The organism is Pelagovum sp. HNIBRBA483, from assembly GCF_040931995.1.
GTDB lineage: Bacteria > Pseudomonadota > Alphaproteobacteria > Rhodobacterales > Rhodobacteraceae > JAEPMR01.
In genome coordinates this window covers 1,021,489-1,036,820 of sequence record NZ_CP162412.1, presented here as the reverse complement: position 1 = coordinate 1,036,820, position 15,332 = coordinate 1,021,489, and the positions used below count along the sequence as shown (strand labels likewise).

The 15,332-nt window shown below is 63.4% G+C and carries 20 protein-coding genes; 8 read left to right on the top strand and 12 right to left on the bottom strand.

Annotated elements, in window-relative coordinates:
* From AB1E42_RS05145 to dtd, 3 genes are all read left to right on the top strand, one after another.
* Positions 1-933, top strand: coding sequence for a carbon-nitrogen hydrolase family protein (locus AB1E42_RS05145; RefSeq protein WP_368345927.1), 933 nt, complete (start codon positions 1-3; stop codon positions 931-933).
* 152 nt (positions 934-1,085) lie between these two features.
* Positions 1,086-2,003 (top strand): carbohydrate kinase, encoded by a 918-nt coding sequence (locus AB1E42_RS05140; RefSeq protein WP_368345926.1) that lies wholly within the window; start codon positions 1,086-1,088, stop codon positions 2,001-2,003.
* Complete coding sequence (gene dtd / locus AB1E42_RS05135) at positions 2,000-2,437, top strand: D-aminoacyl-tRNA deacylase (protein WP_368345925.1); 438 nt, start codon at positions 2,000-2,002, stop codon at positions 2,435-2,437. Before AB1E42_RS05140 ends, dtd begins: the two co-directional genes overlap by 4 nt.
* Here the strand turns inward: dtd and AB1E42_RS05130 are convergent.
* Genes AB1E42_RS05130 through AB1E42_RS05120 form a run of 3 tightly spaced genes read right to left on the bottom strand, consistent with a single transcriptional unit; the run spans position 2,434 to position 4,510 of the window.
* On the bottom strand, positions 2,434-3,243 hold the full coding sequence (locus AB1E42_RS05130) for a metal ABC transporter permease (RefSeq protein ID WP_368345924.1): 810 nt from the start codon (positions 3,241-3,243) through the stop codon (positions 2,434-2,436). The genes dtd and AB1E42_RS05130 overlap by 4 nt on opposite strands.
* Before the next feature lie 11 nt (positions 3,244-3,254).
* Positions 3,255-4,025, bottom strand: a complete 771-nt coding sequence (locus AB1E42_RS05125) for an ATP-binding cassette domain-containing protein (protein ID WP_368345923.1) — start codon at positions 4,023-4,025, stop codon at positions 3,255-3,257.
* Positions 4,025-4,510 (bottom strand): transcriptional repressor, encoded by a 486-nt coding sequence (locus AB1E42_RS05120; RefSeq protein WP_368345922.1) that lies wholly within the window; start codon positions 4,508-4,510, stop codon positions 4,025-4,027. Before AB1E42_RS05120 ends, AB1E42_RS05125 begins: the two co-directional genes overlap by 1 nt.
* Before the next feature lie 75 nt (positions 4,511-4,585).
* Between AB1E42_RS05120 and AB1E42_RS05115 the strand changes: the two genes are divergently transcribed.
* Positions 4,586-5,542, top strand: a complete 957-nt coding sequence (locus AB1E42_RS05115) for a zinc ABC transporter substrate-binding protein (RefSeq protein ID WP_368345921.1) — start codon at positions 4,586-4,588, stop codon at positions 5,540-5,542.
* Between the two features lie 121 nt (positions 5,543-5,663).
* Positions 5,664-6,449: a hypothetical protein gene (locus AB1E42_RS05110; RefSeq protein ID WP_368345920.1), complete on the top strand. Its 786-nt coding sequence runs from the start codon at positions 5,664-5,666 to the stop codon at positions 6,447-6,449.
* Here the strand turns inward: AB1E42_RS05110 and AB1E42_RS05105 are convergent.
* The 3 genes from AB1E42_RS05105 to AB1E42_RS05095 all read right to left on the bottom strand — a co-directional run bounded on the left by AB1E42_RS05105 (position 6,446) and on the right by AB1E42_RS05095 (position 9,093).
* Positions 6,446-8,005: a trimethylamine methyltransferase family protein gene (locus AB1E42_RS05105; RefSeq protein ID WP_368345919.1), complete on the bottom strand. Its 1,560-nt coding sequence runs from the start codon at positions 8,003-8,005 to the stop codon at positions 6,446-6,448. The two genes, AB1E42_RS05110 and AB1E42_RS05105, sit on opposite strands and share 4 nt — an antisense overlap.
* A 99-nt stretch (positions 8,006-8,104) precedes the next feature.
* Complete coding sequence (locus tag AB1E42_RS05100; protein ID WP_368345918.1) at positions 8,105-8,818, bottom strand: HAD family hydrolase; 714 nt, start codon at positions 8,816-8,818, stop codon at positions 8,105-8,107.
* Positions 8,815-9,093: a DUF3572 domain-containing protein gene (locus AB1E42_RS05095; RefSeq protein ID WP_368345917.1), complete on the bottom strand. Its 279-nt coding sequence runs from the start codon at positions 9,091-9,093 to the stop codon at positions 8,815-8,817. The genes AB1E42_RS05100 and AB1E42_RS05095 overlap by 4 nt, the downstream gene beginning before the upstream one ends.
* A 91-nt stretch (positions 9,094-9,184) precedes the next feature.
* On the opposite strand from AB1E42_RS05095, the gene AB1E42_RS05090 reads away from it, so the two are divergent.
* Positions 9,185-10,624, top strand: coding sequence for a diguanylate cyclase (locus AB1E42_RS05090; RefSeq protein ID WP_368345916.1), 1,440 nt, complete (start codon positions 9,185-9,187; stop codon positions 10,622-10,624).
* Positions 10,625-10,667: 43 nt separating this feature from the next.
* Here the strand turns inward: AB1E42_RS05090 and AB1E42_RS05085 are convergent, their stop codons facing one another.
* From AB1E42_RS05085 to AB1E42_RS05070, 4 genes are all read right to left on the bottom strand, one after another.
* Entirely contained in the window at positions 10,668-11,165 is a 498-nt protein-coding gene (locus AB1E42_RS05085) for a periplasmic heavy metal sensor (RefSeq protein ID WP_368345915.1), read from the bottom strand.
* Positions 11,166-11,168: 3 nt separating this feature from the next.
* Positions 11,169-11,540, bottom strand: a complete 372-nt coding sequence (locus AB1E42_RS05080; RefSeq protein WP_368345914.1) for a hypothetical protein — start codon at positions 11,538-11,540, stop codon at positions 11,169-11,171.
* Entirely contained in the window at positions 11,533-12,126 is a 594-nt protein-coding gene (locus AB1E42_RS05075) for a sigma-70 family RNA polymerase sigma factor (RefSeq protein WP_368345913.1), read from the bottom strand. Before AB1E42_RS05075 ends, AB1E42_RS05080 begins: the two co-directional genes overlap by 8 nt.
* Before the next feature lie 89 nt (positions 12,127-12,215).
* On the bottom strand, positions 12,216-12,791 hold the full coding sequence (locus tag AB1E42_RS05070; protein ID WP_368345912.1) for an EF-hand domain-containing protein: 576 nt from the start codon (positions 12,789-12,791) through the stop codon (positions 12,216-12,218).
* A gap of 227 nt (positions 12,792-13,018) precedes the next feature.
* On the opposite strand from AB1E42_RS05070, the gene AB1E42_RS05065 reads away from it, so the two are divergent.
* Positions 13,019-13,429 carry a DUF983 domain-containing protein gene (locus AB1E42_RS05065; RefSeq protein WP_368346368.1) on the top strand — a complete coding sequence of 137 codons (411 nt, stop codon included), beginning with the start codon at positions 13,019-13,021 and terminating at the stop codon, positions 13,427-13,429.
* A 43-nt stretch (positions 13,430-13,472) separates the two neighbouring features.
* Entirely contained in the window at positions 13,473-14,144 is a 672-nt protein-coding gene (locus tag AB1E42_RS05060) for an NUDIX domain-containing protein (RefSeq protein ID WP_368345911.1), read from the top strand.
* Here AB1E42_RS05060 and AB1E42_RS05055 read toward each other — a convergent pair.
* Both AB1E42_RS05055 and AB1E42_RS05050 read right to left on the bottom strand, forming a co-directional pair.
* The gene (locus AB1E42_RS05055; RefSeq protein ID WP_368345910.1) at positions 14,141-15,037 is read right to left on the bottom strand and encodes a fatty acid desaturase; all 897 of its coding nucleotides are present in this window, start codon (positions 15,035-15,037) and stop codon (positions 14,141-14,143) included. The two genes, AB1E42_RS05060 and AB1E42_RS05055, sit on opposite strands and share 4 nt — an antisense overlap.
* The gene (locus AB1E42_RS05050; protein WP_368345909.1) at positions 15,030-15,236 is read right to left on the bottom strand and encodes a DUF2061 domain-containing protein; all 207 of its coding nucleotides are present in this window, start codon (positions 15,234-15,236) and stop codon (positions 15,030-15,032) included. The genes AB1E42_RS05055 and AB1E42_RS05050 overlap by 8 nt, the downstream gene beginning before the upstream one ends.
* Positions 15,237-15,332 lie beyond the last annotated feature (96 nt).

Here is a 15,332-nt window from a genome sequence, read left to right as displayed (position 1 = left end):
ATGAAAATCGCAGTTGTGCAGCAACCACCTATTTACATGAACAAAGAGGAGTCATTGGCGCGGGCGGTGGCCTTGATTGCGGATGCGGCGGCGCAGGGGTGCGGGTTGATCGTGTTCCCCGAAACGTGGCTTCCGGGGTATCCGACTTTTGTCTGGCGGCTGAAGCCGGGTGCGGAGATGAAGAAAACCGACGCATTGTTCGCCCTGTCGCAAGCCAATTCCATCGACCTGAGCAAGGACGATCTGGCACCTGTCAAAGAGGCGGCGAAAGAGCATTCCGTAGTCGTTGTCATGGGACATCAGGAAGTTGACGGCACGCTTAGTGGCAGCACGCTGTTCAATAGCGTGGCGATCATCGACGCGGATGGCAAACTGCTGAACAACCACCGCAAGCTGATGCCGACGAACCCTGAACGGATGGTGTGGGGCTTTGGCGACGGCTCAACGCTGAAGGTGGTCGAATCGGCTGTCGGGCGTGTGGGCGCGCTGCTTTGTTGGGAGAATTACATGCCGCTGGCGCGGTTCACGCTCTATGCCCAGAATATCGACATCTACTGCGCACCGACATGGGACTGCGGCGAAGCTTGGCTCGCGACGATGCAGCATATTGCGCGAGAGGGCGGGTGCTGGGTTATCGGCTGTTCAACCTCGCTCGAGGCGGGGGATGTGCCGACCAACCTGCCCTATTACGGGGAGCTGTTTCCCGATGCGGCGGAGTGGATCAATGATGGCGACGCGGTGGTTTACAAGCCCTTCGGGGGGCTTCACGCCGGACCGATGCGGAGGGAAAAAGGCCTGTTGATCAGCGAGATCGACGTGGGCGCCGCCGCTGCATCACGGCGGAAGTTCGATGTGAGCGGGCATTATGCGCGGCCGGATGTGTTTACGCTGCGGGTCAATCGGGCGAAGCAATCACCAATAAAATTTGATTAAGCGCCAGATCGCGGCAGGTCATCGCCGCAAGAGGATCAGGGCTGACGGCCGCAGCGCTGATTACCATTTGGCTTGATTGTCAGGGTGCGGATTTTGCCTCGCGCCTGCGGAATGTTTGCGCTATCAGTGCAGCAACAACCGGAGGAATAACGATGATCCTAGCCTGTGGCGAAGCCCTGATCGACATGCTCCCGCGCAAGAGCGAGGCGGGCGAAGATGCGTTTGCCCCCTATGCGGGCGGGGCTGTGTTCAATACCGCGATTGCCTTGGGGCGGCTGGGTGCGCCTGTGGGGTTCTTTTCCGGCATCGCGGGGGATTTTTTGGGGGACATCCTGCAAAACGTGCTGCGGGATAGTGGCGTTGATACCGCGCTGATCCATGTCTCAGAAAAGCCGTCGACCGTGGCGTTTGTGAAGCTGGTGGACGGGCAAGCGACCTATGCCTTTTATGACGAGAACACCGCTGGGCGGATGCTCTCTGAGGCGGACCTGCCGACGACGATCGATGCGGAGGCGTTGTTCTTCGGGGGGATTTCGCTGGTGGTGGAGCCGTGCGGCGCAACCTATGAGGCGTTGATGGCGCGCGAGGCGGGCAGCAAGGTGACGATGCTGGACCCCAACATCCGGCCCGGGTTCATTCGTGATGAAGCCGCCTATCGTGCGCGGATCGAACGGATGATCGGGATGGCGGATATTGTGAAGCTCTCAGACGAGGATTTGCTGTGGCTGGAAGGTGAAGGCGACCTTGCGGACCGCGCGCGGGGGCTGTTGGCGAAGGGTGTGAAGCTCGTGTGCATCACCGAAGGGGCCGAAGGCGCCACCGGATATACCGCCAGCGAGACAGTGCATGTGCCCGCCAACAAGGTCACGGTGGTGGACACCGTCGGCGCGGGCGATACGTTTAACGCGGGCGTCTTGGCGGCGCTGCATGAGCGAGGCTGCCTGACGAAAGAGCGCGTCGCGGCGCTGGGCGCGGAGGACATCCGCGCGGCGCTGGAGCTGGGTGTGAAGGCGGCGGCAGTCACGGTGAGCCGCGCGGGGGCCAACCCACCGCGGAGGGACGAGCTGTGAGGGCGCTCATTCAGCGGGTCAGCGGGGCATCCGTCAGCGTTGATGGCGCGGAGATCGGCGCTTGCGGGCAAGGTGTGCTGATCCTGATCTGTGCGATGGAAGGCGACACGGACGACCTGCCCGCGAAGATGGCGGCGAAAATTTCAAAGCTGCGCATTTTCAAGGATGAGGCGGGGAAGATGAACCGCTCGCTGGTGGATATTGGCGGGGAAGCCTTGGTGGTGAGCCAGTTCACGCTGGCGGCGGACACCTCGCGCGGCAACCGGCCCGGGTTTTCGCAAGCGGCGGCACCGGAGGAGGGCGAGCGGCTTTACGAGGCGTTTGCGGGCGAATTGGCGGCGTTGAGGGTGCCGGTCGCCAAGGGGCAGTTTGGCGCGGATATGCAGGTGGCGCTGACCAATGACGGGCCGGTAACGATCTGGATCGAGCTTTAGCGCAGCGCTGGCACCAGCCGCCCGACCAAAAGACCCAGCGAAAACAGCAAAACCGCCGTCACCACGATGGACGGGCCAACGGGTGTATCGAGCCGCAGGGACATTGCCAAGCCGCCGAGCGCGGCCACTGCGCCGAGCGCCATAGAGGTGAGCGCCATCTGCTCGGGTGTGCGGGCCAGCGGGCGGGCGGCGGCGGCAGGAATGATCAGGAGCGCGGTGATCAGAAGCGCACCGACGACCTTGATCGCGACCGCCACAACAGCCGCGAGCAGCAGGGTCAGGATCAGTTTCTCGCGGCGTGGGTTGATACCGGCGGCAAAAGCAAGGTCGGGGCTGAGCGTAGCGGTCAGCAGAGCTGACCAGCGCCACCAGAGCACAGCGCCCACGCCTGCCGCGCCGCCCCAGATCACCAGAAGATCGCCGCGGGAGACGGTCAACACATCGCCAAAGAGATAGGCCTCAAGATCGACCCGCATACCGGGCAGCAGCGCGACGGCGACAAGGCCCAGTGCAAGCCCACCATGCGCCATCACGCCCAGCACCGTATCGGCGGCGTGGCCGCGATCTGTCAGGGCGAAGATCAGCAGCGCCATCAGGAGCGCCACCGCGATCACGCCCGTGAATACCGAGAGCGAAAACCCCAGCGCAATCGCCACGCCAAGGATCGCCGCATGGGCTGTGGCATCCCCAAAATAGGCCATCCGCCGCCAGACGACGAAACAGCCAAGCGCCCCTGCTGCAAGCGCCACACCCAGTGCAGCAAGGGCCGCGCGGATCACGAAATCATCAAGAACGGCGAGGCTCATTGGGCTGTCTCTTAGTGAGGGTGGTGGTGGGTGTGATCATGGGAATGGTCATGGTGATGGGCGTGGTCATGATCGTGGTCATGTTCGTGCCGATAGAGCGCCAGTGCGCCGCCTGTGCCGCTGCCGAACAGCTCACGGTATGCGGGCGCGGCAGAGACGACTTCAGGCGTGCCTTCGCAGCAGATATGGCCGTTGAGACAGATCACCCGATCAGAGGCGCTCATCACGACGTGTAATTCGTGGCTGACCATCAGCACTGCGCAACCGAGCCGCGCGCGGACTTCTTCGATCTGGCGGTAGAACAGCGCCGAGCCGGGTTGGTCGAGTCCTTGGGTGGCCTCATCAAGGATCAGGAGATCAGGCCGCGACAGGATCGCGCGGGCCAGCAGCACCCGCTGGAACTGCCCACCCGAAAGCGCCGTCATTTGCCGCGCGCCAACGCCGGACGCGCCTGCGGCCTGAAGTGCCTCGGCGGCGGCGGCATCGCTGACCTTTTGCGGCAAGTCGAGGAAACGACGCACGGTGATCGGCAAGGTCGGGTCGATCTGCAATTTCTGCGGCACATAGCCGATGCGCAGCCCGCTTGCGCGGGTGAGCTGCCCCTTGCGGGGTGTCAGCGCCCCGATCAGCACTTGCAGCAGCGTGGATTTGCCCGAGCCGTTTGGCCCGACAACGGTTACGATCTCACCACGGCGGAGCGAGAGGGAGACATTCTCCAGCACTGGACTGCCGGTGCCGTGCCCTGCGGAGATATGGGTGGCGGAAAGTAGCGGCGCGGACATCAGGCGGCTTCCTCTTGGCAGGTGGGGCAAAGGCCTTCGACCTCGATCACCGTTTGCTCTATCAGGAAGCCTGCCGCCGCTGCCGCGCGGGACAGCGCGCCACCGGGAACCGTTTCGGCCTCGGCCACGGTACCGCACCCACGACAGATCAGAAATGCGGGATCATGGTTGGCACCGGCATGGGCGCAGGCGACAAAAGCGTTGAGCCGTTCGATCCGGTGCGCCAGGCCCTGCTCCACCAAAAAGGCCAGCGCGCGATAGGCGACGGGCGGTTTGGAGCCGAACCCATCCGCATCGAGCCGTGCCAGAACATCGTAGGCGCCAAGGGCGGCATGAGCTTCGAGCAAGATCTCAAGCGTACGGCGCCGCACCGGCGTGAGCTGCACTTTACGCGCGGCGCATTGTGCCTCGGCCGCTGTCAGCGCGGTGGAGATGCAGCCTGCGTGATCGTGGCTGGAAAAAGGTTTGGCGCTGGACTGCGTCATGCGATTGCCGATCTTGTTATGTTATAACATATCATCTATATGCCCAAAGAGAGCGAGTCACAAGGTGGGAATTTCATGCGCAAGTTGGTTGTCATTGGTGGTTTCTTGGCAATGCAGACAGTCGCTCCGCAAGCGTTTGCGGAGCAGGACGGAGCGGTGCTGGTGGCGGATATTGCCCCTGTGCACAGCATGCTTTCGGCGCTGACGGGGCAACCGGAGAACGTGCGGCTGTTGCTGCCAGCGGAGGCATCGGCCCACCATTTCGCGCTGCGCCCCTCGGATGCGCGCGCGCTGAGTGAGGCGGATCTGCTGGTGTGGGTCGGTGACGGGCTGACGCCATGGCTGGGTGCCGCGCTGGAAACGGTTGCGGAAAGCACGGCGCAGCTGGAGCTGATGGCGCAGGGCGGGTGGGAGAAGATCGCGATTGCGGGCACTGCCGCCCATGACGAGCATGACGAGCATGACGAGCATGACGAGCATGACAGCCACGGGGCGGAGGACAAGCATGATCACGGAGAATTTGACCCGCATGCATGGCTAGACCCCACCGTGATGATAGCATGGGGGCATGTCACGGCTGACGCCTTGGCAGCAGGTCATCCAGCGCAAGCGGCGCTTTATCAGCGGCGTGCAGGCGACTGGGAAAGCGCCCTGACCGCGCTGGATGCGGAATTGGCGACGGTACTGGCAGATGTGAACGGTGCGGTGATCGTGCCGCATGATGCTTACCGCTACCTCGCGCGGCGCTACGGGCTGACCATTGCGGGCGCGATTGCCGAAAGCGATGCCGCCGATCCGGGGCTGCGCCATGTGCAAGAACTTGCCGAACTGGTGCAGAGCGGCGCGGTTTCCTGCGTGCTGGGCGACCGTGAAACCGGATCGCGCATCGTCGAGAACCTTGTCGCAGGCAGCGGTGTGGGCAGCGCCACTGTGGACCCGATGGGCGCGGCGATCCCGCTCGGGCCGGAGCATTATGCGGAGATGATGCGCGAACTCGCGCAGACCATCGCGGACTGCGCAAGCGGGAGCTGACGAGGACGACCGCTCTGGCTATATTTCGTGAAAGCTATAGTCATTGGCTATTTTTGAGGGCATTTGACCACCGATGGGCCGCACTCTCGCCCGATTCAGCAACTAAACGGAGTGCATGACAATGCAAAGGCGACCCGCAATCGACCGGCTCCTCAGGGGGATCTCGACGGATAAGGTCGAGACTGTGCGGGACGCATGGCGCGAGCTGATCGGTGAGGGGGCGTCGTCTGCGCAGCTGATACAGGAGAAGTTGAACACGTCGGCATGGCTTGACGCCCCACGCGGGCCGGCGTCGCGGTATTTCGGTGTTTTGCTTGCGCTGTTGGACGAGGTGGACCCGGCCGCCTTTGAGAAAGAGGTCGACAGGTTGCGCGCAAGCCGATTGCATCCGCTCCATAGGCAAACGCTCGAATTGATGGCGAAACGGATTGGCGAAGTGCCTGCGATGCACTTGGCTGGTGGAATTCCTGTCTTCGTGTCCTCCGACATCGCCGACCGCGCGACACTCATCGCTGGCATGCAGCGGTGGAGCCAGACGAGGGGGGTGTCGCTCGCGCACATCACGCGGATTGATGTCATCGGGCGCGAGCAAGGCGCCGGCTATCTAGGGAAATACAACCGTTTCTTCTCGGGCATCGTTCTGACATGGCCGTCCGGCCCATCGCGTGGGATCAGGCGCTGGTGGCGACGGCTGGATGGGGAATTCACTTTCTATCATGAGATCGGCCACCATACGGCCGGACATATCGAGGCCGGACAGGTGGACACACAAGAGCAGGAAGCCGACGACTACGCCCGCACGATGATGGCGAATGCAAGGCCGGTGCTCACGTCTGTCGTCCGCGCGCTGATATGGCCGTTCAGACCCCTGCTCAGGCGGCTCGCGGCGGCGGGAGCAAGGCCCTAGAAATCGGTCGGTGCACCGCCTTCAGATTTGCGGCGCTCGACGAAGGCAGCAAGCTCTTCGCGGATGGCGACGTCCATTGGTGGCTCTTGGAAATCGCGGATGATATCCTTGAAAATGCGATGCGCGCGTTCCGGCGTCCAGACGCTGCCAGCGGCTTCCCATGCCTCGAAGTTACGCCAATCGGAAACCATTGGCGCGTAGAATGCCTCCTCATAGCGGGCCTGCGTATGCGGATGGCCGAAGAAATGCCCGTTGGGGCCGACCTCACGGATCGCATCGAGCGCGATATCATCGGGGGTGGTGGCGGTGATCGCGGGCTCGAAATAGCGCTGGATCATTTGCAGCACTTCGCAATCCATTACGAATTTCTCGGGCGAGGCGATCAGGCCGCCTTCGAGCCAGCCAGCCGCGTGGTAGACGACATTGGAGCCGGACTGCACCGCTGACCAGAGCGAATTGGAAGTTTCCCACATGGCCTGTCCATCGGGCACGTTGGCCGCGCAAACGCCGGAGGCCCGCATTGGCAGCCCATAGAAGCGCGCCATCTGGCCGGTCATCTGCGTGGCGCGCATATACTCTGGCGTGCCGAAGGCGGGAGCGCCGGATTTCATATCGACGTTCGAGGTGAAGGTGCCGATAACACATGGCGCACCGGGGCGGACGAACTGGAACAGCGCGATGGCGGAGAGGCTTTCGGCGATTGAGAGCGTTACCGCGCCGGACATGGTCACAGGCGCCATCGCACCGGCCAGCGTGAAGGGCGTGACGATCACCGCCTGCCCGCGACGGATGCAACGCAGGCAACCGTCAATCATCGGCACATCATGCTTCAGCGGCGAGGTGGAGTTGATATTGGTGTACATATAGGGGCGCGACTCGAACTCCTCATCCGTCAGCCCGCCCGCGATGCGCACCATCTCCATCACGTCTTCGACGCGCTCCTTGCCCAGCGAATAGGCATGCATGACCTTGTCCGTCAGGGTGAGTTTATCAAAGAGGACGTCGAGGTGGCGGACCGAGGGGTGAATATCCACCGGCTCCACCGGATAGCCGCCGGCGAAGTGGATACAGTTGAAATGCTGGGTGAGCTTGAGCAAGTTGGCGCATTGCTCGCGGTTGCCGGAGACTTTGCGGCCGATCTCGAGGTCGAAATAGTTCGGCGGGGAGGACACATTGCCAAACAGGATATGATTGTCGCCGATGGTGATCTCGTGGGCCGGATTGCGGGCCATGATGGTGAACTGGGTGGGCGCCTTGCCGACCATCTCCATCACCCAGTCGCGCCCCATACGAACATTGGTGCCATTCACCGTACACCCTGCCGCGCGGAACAAGTCCAGCGCTTCCTCGTTGAGGAATTCGATGCCGATCTCCTCGAGGATACGCATTGCGCCATCGTGGATCGCGGCGACGCCGGCCTCGTCAAGCGGCTCGGTCGGGCGGTCGGTATTGACGGGTATGCGCCACGGCATTTGCTGGAAAGTACCAGCGCCACGCAGGGCGGTGTTAGCGGCGCGACCGCCGGAGCGGCGGCGGCGGGGGGCAGGATCGGACATGGGAGACTCCCTTGGTTTCCTGCACAGCATTACGAGTGCGCGTGTCGGTTTCGGTGCCGAAAGCGACAGATTTCGTCGTTTTTGAAAATCTCGCGAAATTTAGCGCGTGGCGACCTGATCCAGCCATGCCGGAAGATCGGCAATCGAGTGCAGGACGACGTCAGCATGCGGCGTGAGCGCCGCGCGGGGGGCGGGGCCGGTCAGGACGCCGACCGTCCACATGCCCAAGGCACGGCCTGCGTGGAGGTCATGCAAGCTGTCACCCACCATCACACATGACGCGGGGGCAAGCGCGAAACGGTCGCAGAATGCCTGCAACTGGCCCGGGGCTGGTTTGCCGCCATAGCCGCTGTCATATCCGGCGACGAAATCGAACTGTTCCAGCACGCCTGCGCGGGACAGATGCGCGCGGGCGGGTGCCTCTGCATCGTTGGTCGCCACGCCCAGCCGCAAGCCGCGCGCCGAGAGATCGGCCATGAAAGCGCGCAAAGGTGCAGCGGATATTTGCGGTACGTCGGCGGCGAGCGCGTTCATCTGCGCGATGAGCGATGCGCGGTCTGTGCCAGCGGGCAGGTGCGGCAGGATCGCGCCGGACACGGTTTGCACCGTTTCGGCAATGACGATGCTGCCCTCTTCGAACGCTTGCGCGGCGGGATCATATCCCAAAACGCTGCACAGCGCGTCATAGCGGGAGGGATCATCCGCCGCCAGTTCGCGGATCAAGCGCCCTGCCCAAGCGCCCCATGTGGCGTTGAAATCAAATAGCGTGCCGTCTTTATCGAAAACGATGCCGGTGATGGGTGTCTGGCTCATGTCCAATGGACCTGCTCTGCGCCGGGCATGGCTTGGCGTGCGCGCATCGGTGTTTCGTATTTCAGGCCCGCATCATCACAAAAAGCGATGACCCAGGCGTCATCCATCATCAGGAAATCAAGCACCGAGGCGAGAAAGATCGGATCGCTGGCGCTGGCGCGCAGGTCTTCGAGCTGTGCGCCGGTGGCGCCGAGGAAAACAGAGCGCAGATCATCATTGGCAGCCAGCCAGCCAAGTGCCTTAATGCCCACAGTTTCTGCCGCTTCAGGACCCATTTTAGCCTCCCAGCCCGCCTGCTCACGCTTTTTTAACCTAATGCGCACAATTTGAATGAAACTCAATGCATCAGCGCGAAAGGGGCGCGGAATGTCTGGCCGAATTCTGATTATCGATACGGTGGCGACCAACCGCATTCTGCTGAAAGTGCGGCTGGAAACCGCGCGCTATCAGGTGACGACCGCCGGATCGCTGAATGAGGCGCGGCTGCAATTGTCCCTGAGCCGTTGGGATTTGATCGTCATCGACATGAGCACGCTGGGGCCCGAAGCGGCGCGGTTTACACGGGCGCTGCGGCGGGAATCGGGCGGGGCCGGTGTGCCGATCATCGGTGTGGGCCGGTTTAACAATGCCGAAGCGCGGCGGGCCGTTCTGGAAGCGGGCGCGGACGAGGTTCTGGCGAAACCGCTGAACGACACGCTCCTGCGCGCGCGTATCCGTAGCCTGTTGCGCGCCCGCGAAACGGAAGCGGAGCTACGCTTTCTCGAGGATACGGGACGTGCGCTGGGCTTTGCAGAGCCGGAGGCGGGGTTTGACCTTTCAGGTGCGAGCGCCAGCGCCGGTGGATTGCCGCTGCGGGCCGCGATCCTTTGTGCGGATGCCACCGAGAGCGCGGCCTTGGCCGAGGCGCTGGAACAGAAGGCAGGCCGCCCTGCCCCGCTCTGGACGGCGGAAGCGTTCCTTGCGCATGACGCGATGTTGCAGGCACCGGATGTGATCTTGATTGACGCCCGCCCCACGGAAAGCACCGCCCATGACCCCGGCTGGCTGTTCCGACTGCTGGCTGACCTGCGCAGCCGCCCTGACACGCGCCATACGGCGCAGCTGATCCTCACAGCGCATGCCGAGAGCGAGGCGGAGATTGCCGCGATGGCGCTGGACATGGGGGCCAATGACATCGCCACCGAGGTGGCGCCGGTTGACGAGTTACTGCTCAGGTTGACGCGCCTTGCGACCCAGAAGATCAGGCTCGACCGACTGCGGGCGACAGTGCAGCGCAGCGCGGAAGCGGCAGTGACCTGCCCGCTCACCGGCCTGCATAACCGCCGTTATGCGCTGGCTCATATGGCGACACTTCTAGAGCGGCATGGCAAAGGGCAGGAAGATATCGCGGCGCTGGTGCTGGACGTTGATCACTTCAAGGCGGTCAATGATCGGTTCGGCCATGCTGCCGGCGATGCGGTGCTGCAAGGCATTGCCGCACGCCTGCGCGACGCCCTCCGCCGGATCGACCTGATCGCGCGGATTGGCGGAGAAGAATTCCTCGTGGTGATCCCGAAGCTGGATGCCGCCGCCGCAGCGGCAACCGGAGAGCGGCTGCGCCGCGCAATGGAAGGCGCGCCCTTTGTGCTGCCCGACGGCCGCAGCGTGACGCTGACAATCTCGGTGGGGGTGGCGAGCGGCGCAGCGGGTGGCAAGCACCCTCTGACACCGGAAACACTGATCGCGCGGGCCGATCGCGCCCTCTATGCGGCCAAGGGCAACGGGCGCAATCAGGTCAGCCTGTTGCAGGACGATGCCGCCGCGTGATGCCGTGGCGTGATGCGCAGAACACGCGCACCATTCAGGCAAGCTAGCGACGGCGCAGCTCGTTCTCCAGACGATCAGCGAAGGCTTTTCTGTCGGCGGGGCTCATGCTGCCGAGACGGGCTAGGAGCGCCTCGTGACCGGCTTGCATGCCACTGGTGGCACGGGACCGCTGTGTCTCGAAAATGGCGGCGACTGCGGCACCGTCGAACGGCTCGGCGCGGAGGGCGGAAAGGAAGTTCATCAACTCCTCCCTACCAGCGCGCACGCGGCGATCACGCAGCTCGATGCGACCGCGCAGATCCTCACGAATGGCGCGGCGGCCTTCCGGCGTCAGGGCGCGTTCGAACGGGCCGAGGCTCATATCAAACCCGCCGAAGTGATGTGGCATCCGCCCGTTGACGGCGCCGCCAATGACCACACCGGCAACGGCGAGGTTTAGCGCCAGAGAGAGCACCAGCACCAGGCGCACGGCGCGGCTGGTGCCTGTGGAGCGGGGACGCATAGCAGGATCGGGTTTTGGATCGGTCATGGGATCAGTCATGGATCAGCCCTCGCTTCCGAACGGATCGGTTGTCGAAAAAATGGTTAATGTCTGGCTCTGGCCGAGCAGCGCGTCATTGAGCGAGTCAAGGGCGGCGGGCTGCGCAATGCCGACCCAAAGTCCGGTCAACGTGGCCGCCGCCAACCCGCCTGCCCCGAGCCAGCCACCCAGCGCGGCCCATAGCCCCGCAATGGGGGATCGGCGCGGAATTCCTACGGGCGTGGCCTCTTGTGCAGCGTCGGCAAGCGCGGCGCTGGCATCGGCCATCATGCGGGCCATCAGGGCATCAGAAGGGGGGGCGACATCCTCCGCGCGCCGCTCATCGAAAAGCACGTCGAGGATAGCCTCGGATTTTGGATCGGTTTTATCAGTCATCATCAAACCCCAATTCCTGTTTACGGGCCATCAACTGCGTAGCCAAGGCGCGTTTACCCCGCGCAACGAGGCTTTCGACGGCCTCGGTGGTGATCTCCATGATCTCGGCGATCTGTGGATTGGCCAAGCCCTCGAGATGGCGCAATGCGACCGCTTGTGCCTGCCGTTCGGGCAACTGCGCCAGTGCCGCGCCCAGTGCCTCCTGCCGGGCCTGCATTTGCAAGCGGTCCACGGCGGCGGGTGCATCGTCCTGCGGTTCGGCCACGGCATCCAGCGAGGTATTGCTGCGATGCCGCCGCCGCAGGCGGTCCAACGCGAGATTGGACGTCACCTGATAGAGCCATGTGGACAGGGCCGCCTGCCCTTGCTGCCAGCGCGGTGCGACCCGCCACAACCGCAAGAATGCCTCTTGCGTCACGTCCTCTGCCTCCTCCTGATCGCGCAAAAGCCGCGTGGCCTGCGCCAGTACGCGCGGCGCGAAGCGGGCCATGATCTCGGCTGCTGCTGCCGTATCGCCGTTGGCAAATGCCACGATCAGCGCCGCGTCGGGCGCGTCGGCAAAAGCAGGATTGGCGGCAGGTGTCATGAGGCAGGCTGTACTCCGCAACGGGCAGCAAGGCAAATGCCGCGGCCCGGTGCAGTTCTGCGCACCGGACCGCGCGGGCGAGGCGGCGATCAGCTATCGTGATCGTCGTCGCCGTGGCCGTGGCTGTGACCTTCACCATGACCGTGACCTTCGCCGTGGCCCTTGCCGTGACCTTCACCAAGACCGCCATGCATGCCGCCGCGCCCTTTGCCGTGCATCTCTGCGGCTGCGGCGAACTCCTCTTGAGAGATCTGACCGTCGTCATCGGTATCCAGGTGCGCGAGCATCCGCTCGACAGGCATTTCACCGCGGGGCTTCGGCATTTCATCAGCCTGCAACAGCCCGTCGCCATTGGCGTCGAAGCGGGACATCATCTGCGCAACGCGCGCCGCCATCTGCGCGGCCATCTGGGCGGACAGTTCGTCGCTGCTCAGCGCACCATCACCGTTGCTGTCGGCCGCGGCGAAGCGGGATTGCGGGATGGACTGAAGCTCTTCGAGGGTGATCGCGCCATCGCCGTTTTGATCGAGCGTGGCGAAATCCATCATAGGCGCGCCGCCCATTGGCCCCATGCCCCCGCCACGACGGGACATCCCGTCATTTGCCTGTACTGCGCTGGCTGCTAGACCCGCGATAATGGCTGCCATCAAGAGTTTGGTTTTCATTCTTCTATCCTTTCGAGGTTCTCTGTCCTGCGGCCCTCAACTGCCGAAGACAGAGGTAAAACGCCGCGGCGGCGCTTTTCCGTCGCGAGAAAGACAAAAAAGTTTCAGAGAGGTGGGTTTCCCTTTGCGACATCGCGACGCGGCGGGTGTTTCCCCCCTTTAAAAACAAGTACGCGTGGCGCAAGTGTGACGCTTGGAGAAACCATATGCCAGATAGCGGTCCCGATATGACAGACCTTCCGATCGAAGCTACCGATACCTCCCTCGGCGCCGAGGACGAACGCAATGCCAAGACCGCTGTAATGCGCGGCTTGCGGCGGACCTGCCCGAATTGCGGGAAGGGGCGGCTGTTTTCGGGCTATCTGAAGGTGCAGGACAACTGCCCCGTATGCCGCGAAGAGCTGCACCATCACCGCGCAGATGACGGCCCTGCCTACCTGACCATTCTGGTGGTGGGGCATATCATGGCGCCGATGATCCATGTGGTCTTTACCAAGTTCCGCCCCGATCCTATCGTGATGGCGACGGGGTTCACCATCGGCTGTGTGGCGCTTTCGCTCTATTTGCTGCCACGGCTGAAAGGGCTGGTTGTGGGCATCCAGTGGGCGAAGCGGATGCACGGGTTCGGCAAAAACTGAACAGTCGTGCCGGTGCGCTCCTCATGATGAACGGAGCCAATGTATGACCGACGCGCCCCCCATCCGAGACGCCGCCACGATCATCGTGATGCGAGAGATGCCAGAGGGCCGTGCGGTGCTGATGGGGCAAAGGGGCAAGAGCGCCGCATTCATGCCGGGGAAGTTCGTATTTCCCGGAGGGGCGATTGATCCGGTGGACAGCACTGTGCCGCTAGCGGCGCCGCTTGATCTGCGCTGTGCCGAGCGGCTGCAACAAGAGAGCACGCTGCCGCCCGAGAGCTTTGCCGCCGCTGCGATCCGCGAGTTATGGGAAGAAACCGGACAGACGATTGGGGCGCAGGCTGCTTGGCCGGATGCGCCGCAGGGCTGGCGGGGTTATGCGAAGCGGGGGCTGAGACCAAGTGGCGCTGGGATGCATTTCGTGTTTCGCGCGATCACGCCGCCGGGTCGCCCGCGCCGGTTTGACGCCCGGTTCTTGCTGGCGGATGCGGCGCTGCTGACCAGCGACCCTGACGATTTTGACGGCGCCGAGGATGAGCTGGCGCATCTGCAATGGGTGCCGCTGGCCCGCGCGCGGCAGTTTGACTTGCCGTTTATCACCCAAATCGTGTTAGCCGAGATTGCCGCGCTGGAGACAGGGCGCGCGCCGGAAAGTGTGCCGTTCTTCAAGAACCGCGACGAGGAACGCGAGATCATGCGTCTGGGGCTGGTCTAGGGCCGGCGCCAGAGCGGGTGCGCCACGGGGTCTTTGGCCTGAAAGAAATAGCGGCGGAAAACCTCTCCGTAGGAGCGGTAACGGTAGCCGCCGTTGCAGCCCAGATAGCGTTCCGGATTGGCGCGGTAGAGCTGCGGGAGGCGATACCACGGCACACGGGGATGCATGTGGTGAACAACGTGTAAGTTGTTGTTAAGAAATAGAAATGCGAGCGGGCCACGATCTTCGATGATGACGGTGCGGGCGCGGGCGCGTTCATGTGCCTGATGTTCGAGGAAAGTGCGGATTTTCAGGATCGCGAGCCCGATGTAGGCCGCGACGAGATAGGCCCAGAGCGGCATCGGTGCGGCGGCAACAAGCGCCAGTGCCAGCGCCAGCGCAGGCAGATGCCAGAGCCAGCCCGAGAGGGCCGCGCGGTCGCCTGCGCGGATGGCGCGGGCATCGGCGATCATCCACGCGATCTGCCCCACCAGCGGGCCAATGAGCAGACGACCGGCGAGCGTATTGTTGAACGCCAGCACCCAGCGCAGCAGCGGGGCGAGGCGTTCCCAAACGGCGGGATCAAGGTAATTGCTTTCGGGGTCGTCATAGGGGTCGGTCAGGCGGGCATCGGTGTGATGCGCCAAATGACTGTCGCGGAAGCGCATGTAAGGCACGCAGAGCGTCAGCGCGGGGAACATCAGCGCCGCATTGTGCCACGCGCGGCGGAACGGATGGCCGTGGATTGCTTCGTGCGTGAGGGAAGAATGCAGCGCGATGCTGGCACCCGCCACAGGGATCGCGAGCCAGAGGCTCATGGTGGAGAGCCAGAATACGGACAGCCCCCACACCGCGTAACAGGCGAGGATCAGCGCGAGGGTGATCCACTCGAACTTCGCGCGGCGATTAGGCATCGAGCCGCCCCCATGAAATGCGCGCCCAGAGGCGTTCGTAGAGCACATAGGTGATCAGGCCGATCACCGTGTTGAGCACCGCCATCACGCCGCCAACCGCCAGAGAGCCGGTAAAAGCCAAGCCCACAAGCGCCATCACGAGGAAGCCAAGAGCGCTCCAGATCACGGCTTTGACGAGCGAACGGGTGCGGGTTTCCATCTTGCCTCCTGCAATTTCGGGGTCACAAAACCGTTACATTGGCAGACGGCAGACGGGCAGTTGGAATGTGATTAACAGAACGCCACAAATGGTGTA

Excerpts from the sequence above, each read along its gene's own strand:
- AB1E42_RS05080 (WP_368345914.1), bottom strand. The coding sequence starts at position 11,540 with ATGACTGATAAAACCGATCCAAAATCCGAGGCTATCCTCGACGTGCTT.
- AB1E42_RS05095 (WP_368345917.1), bottom strand. The coding sequence starts at position 9,093 with ATGGGTCCTGAAGCGGCAGAAACTGTGGGCATTAAGGCACTTGGCTGG.
- AB1E42_RS05050 (WP_368345909.1), bottom strand. The coding sequence starts at position 15,236 with ATGGAAACCCGCACCCGTTCGCTCGTCAAAGCCGTGATCTGGAGCGCT.
- AB1E42_RS05115 (WP_368345921.1), top strand. The coding sequence starts at position 4,586 with ATGCGCAAGTTGGTTGTCATTGGTGGTTTCTTGGCAATGCAGACAGTC.
- AB1E42_RS05100 (WP_368345918.1), bottom strand. The coding sequence starts at position 8,818 with ATGAGCCAGACACCCATCACCGGCATCGTTTTCGATAAAGACGGCACG.
- AB1E42_RS05060 (WP_368345911.1), top strand. The coding sequence starts at position 13,473 with ATGACCGACGCGCCCCCCATCCGAGACGCCGCCACGATCATCGTGATG.
- AB1E42_RS05120 (WP_368345922.1), bottom strand. The coding sequence starts at position 4,510 with ATGACGCAGTCCAGCGCCAAACCTTTTTCCAGCCACGATCACGCAGGC.
- AB1E42_RS05075 (WP_368345913.1), bottom strand. The coding sequence starts at position 12,126 with ATGACACCTGCCGCCAATCCTGCTTTTGCCGACGCGCCCGACGCGGCG.
- AB1E42_RS05065 (WP_368346368.1), top strand. The coding sequence starts at position 13,019 with ATGACAGACCTTCCGATCGAAGCTACCGATACCTCCCTCGGCGCCGAG.
- AB1E42_RS05130 (WP_368345924.1), bottom strand. The coding sequence starts at position 3,243 with ATGAGCCTCGCCGTTCTTGATGATTTCGTGATCCGCGCGGCCCTTGCT.
- AB1E42_RS05145 (WP_368345927.1), top strand. The coding sequence starts at position 1 with ATGAAAATCGCAGTTGTGCAGCAACCACCTATTTACATGAACAAAGAG.
- AB1E42_RS05125 (WP_368345923.1), bottom strand. The coding sequence starts at position 4,025 with ATGTCCGCGCCGCTACTTTCCGCCACCCATATCTCCGCAGGGCACGGC.
- AB1E42_RS05140 (WP_368345926.1), top strand. The coding sequence starts at position 1,086 with ATGATCCTAGCCTGTGGCGAAGCCCTGATCGACATGCTCCCGCGCAAG.
- AB1E42_RS05090 (WP_368345916.1), top strand. The coding sequence starts at position 9,185 with ATGTCTGGCCGAATTCTGATTATCGATACGGTGGCGACCAACCGCATT.
- AB1E42_RS05105 (WP_368345919.1), bottom strand. The coding sequence starts at position 8,005 with ATGTCCGATCCTGCCCCCCGCCGCCGCCGCTCCGGCGGTCGCGCCGCT.
- AB1E42_RS05085 (WP_368345915.1), bottom strand. The coding sequence starts at position 11,165 with ATGACTGATCCCATGACCGATCCAAAACCCGATCCTGCTATGCGTCCC.
- AB1E42_RS05110 (WP_368345920.1), top strand. The coding sequence starts at position 5,664 with ATGCAAAGGCGACCCGCAATCGACCGGCTCCTCAGGGGGATCTCGACG.
- AB1E42_RS05055 (WP_368345910.1), bottom strand. The coding sequence starts at position 15,037 with ATGCCTAATCGCCGCGCGAAGTTCGAGTGGATCACCCTCGCGCTGATC.
- AB1E42_RS05070 (WP_368345912.1), bottom strand. The coding sequence starts at position 12,791 with ATGAAAACCAAACTCTTGATGGCAGCCATTATCGCGGGTCTAGCAGCC.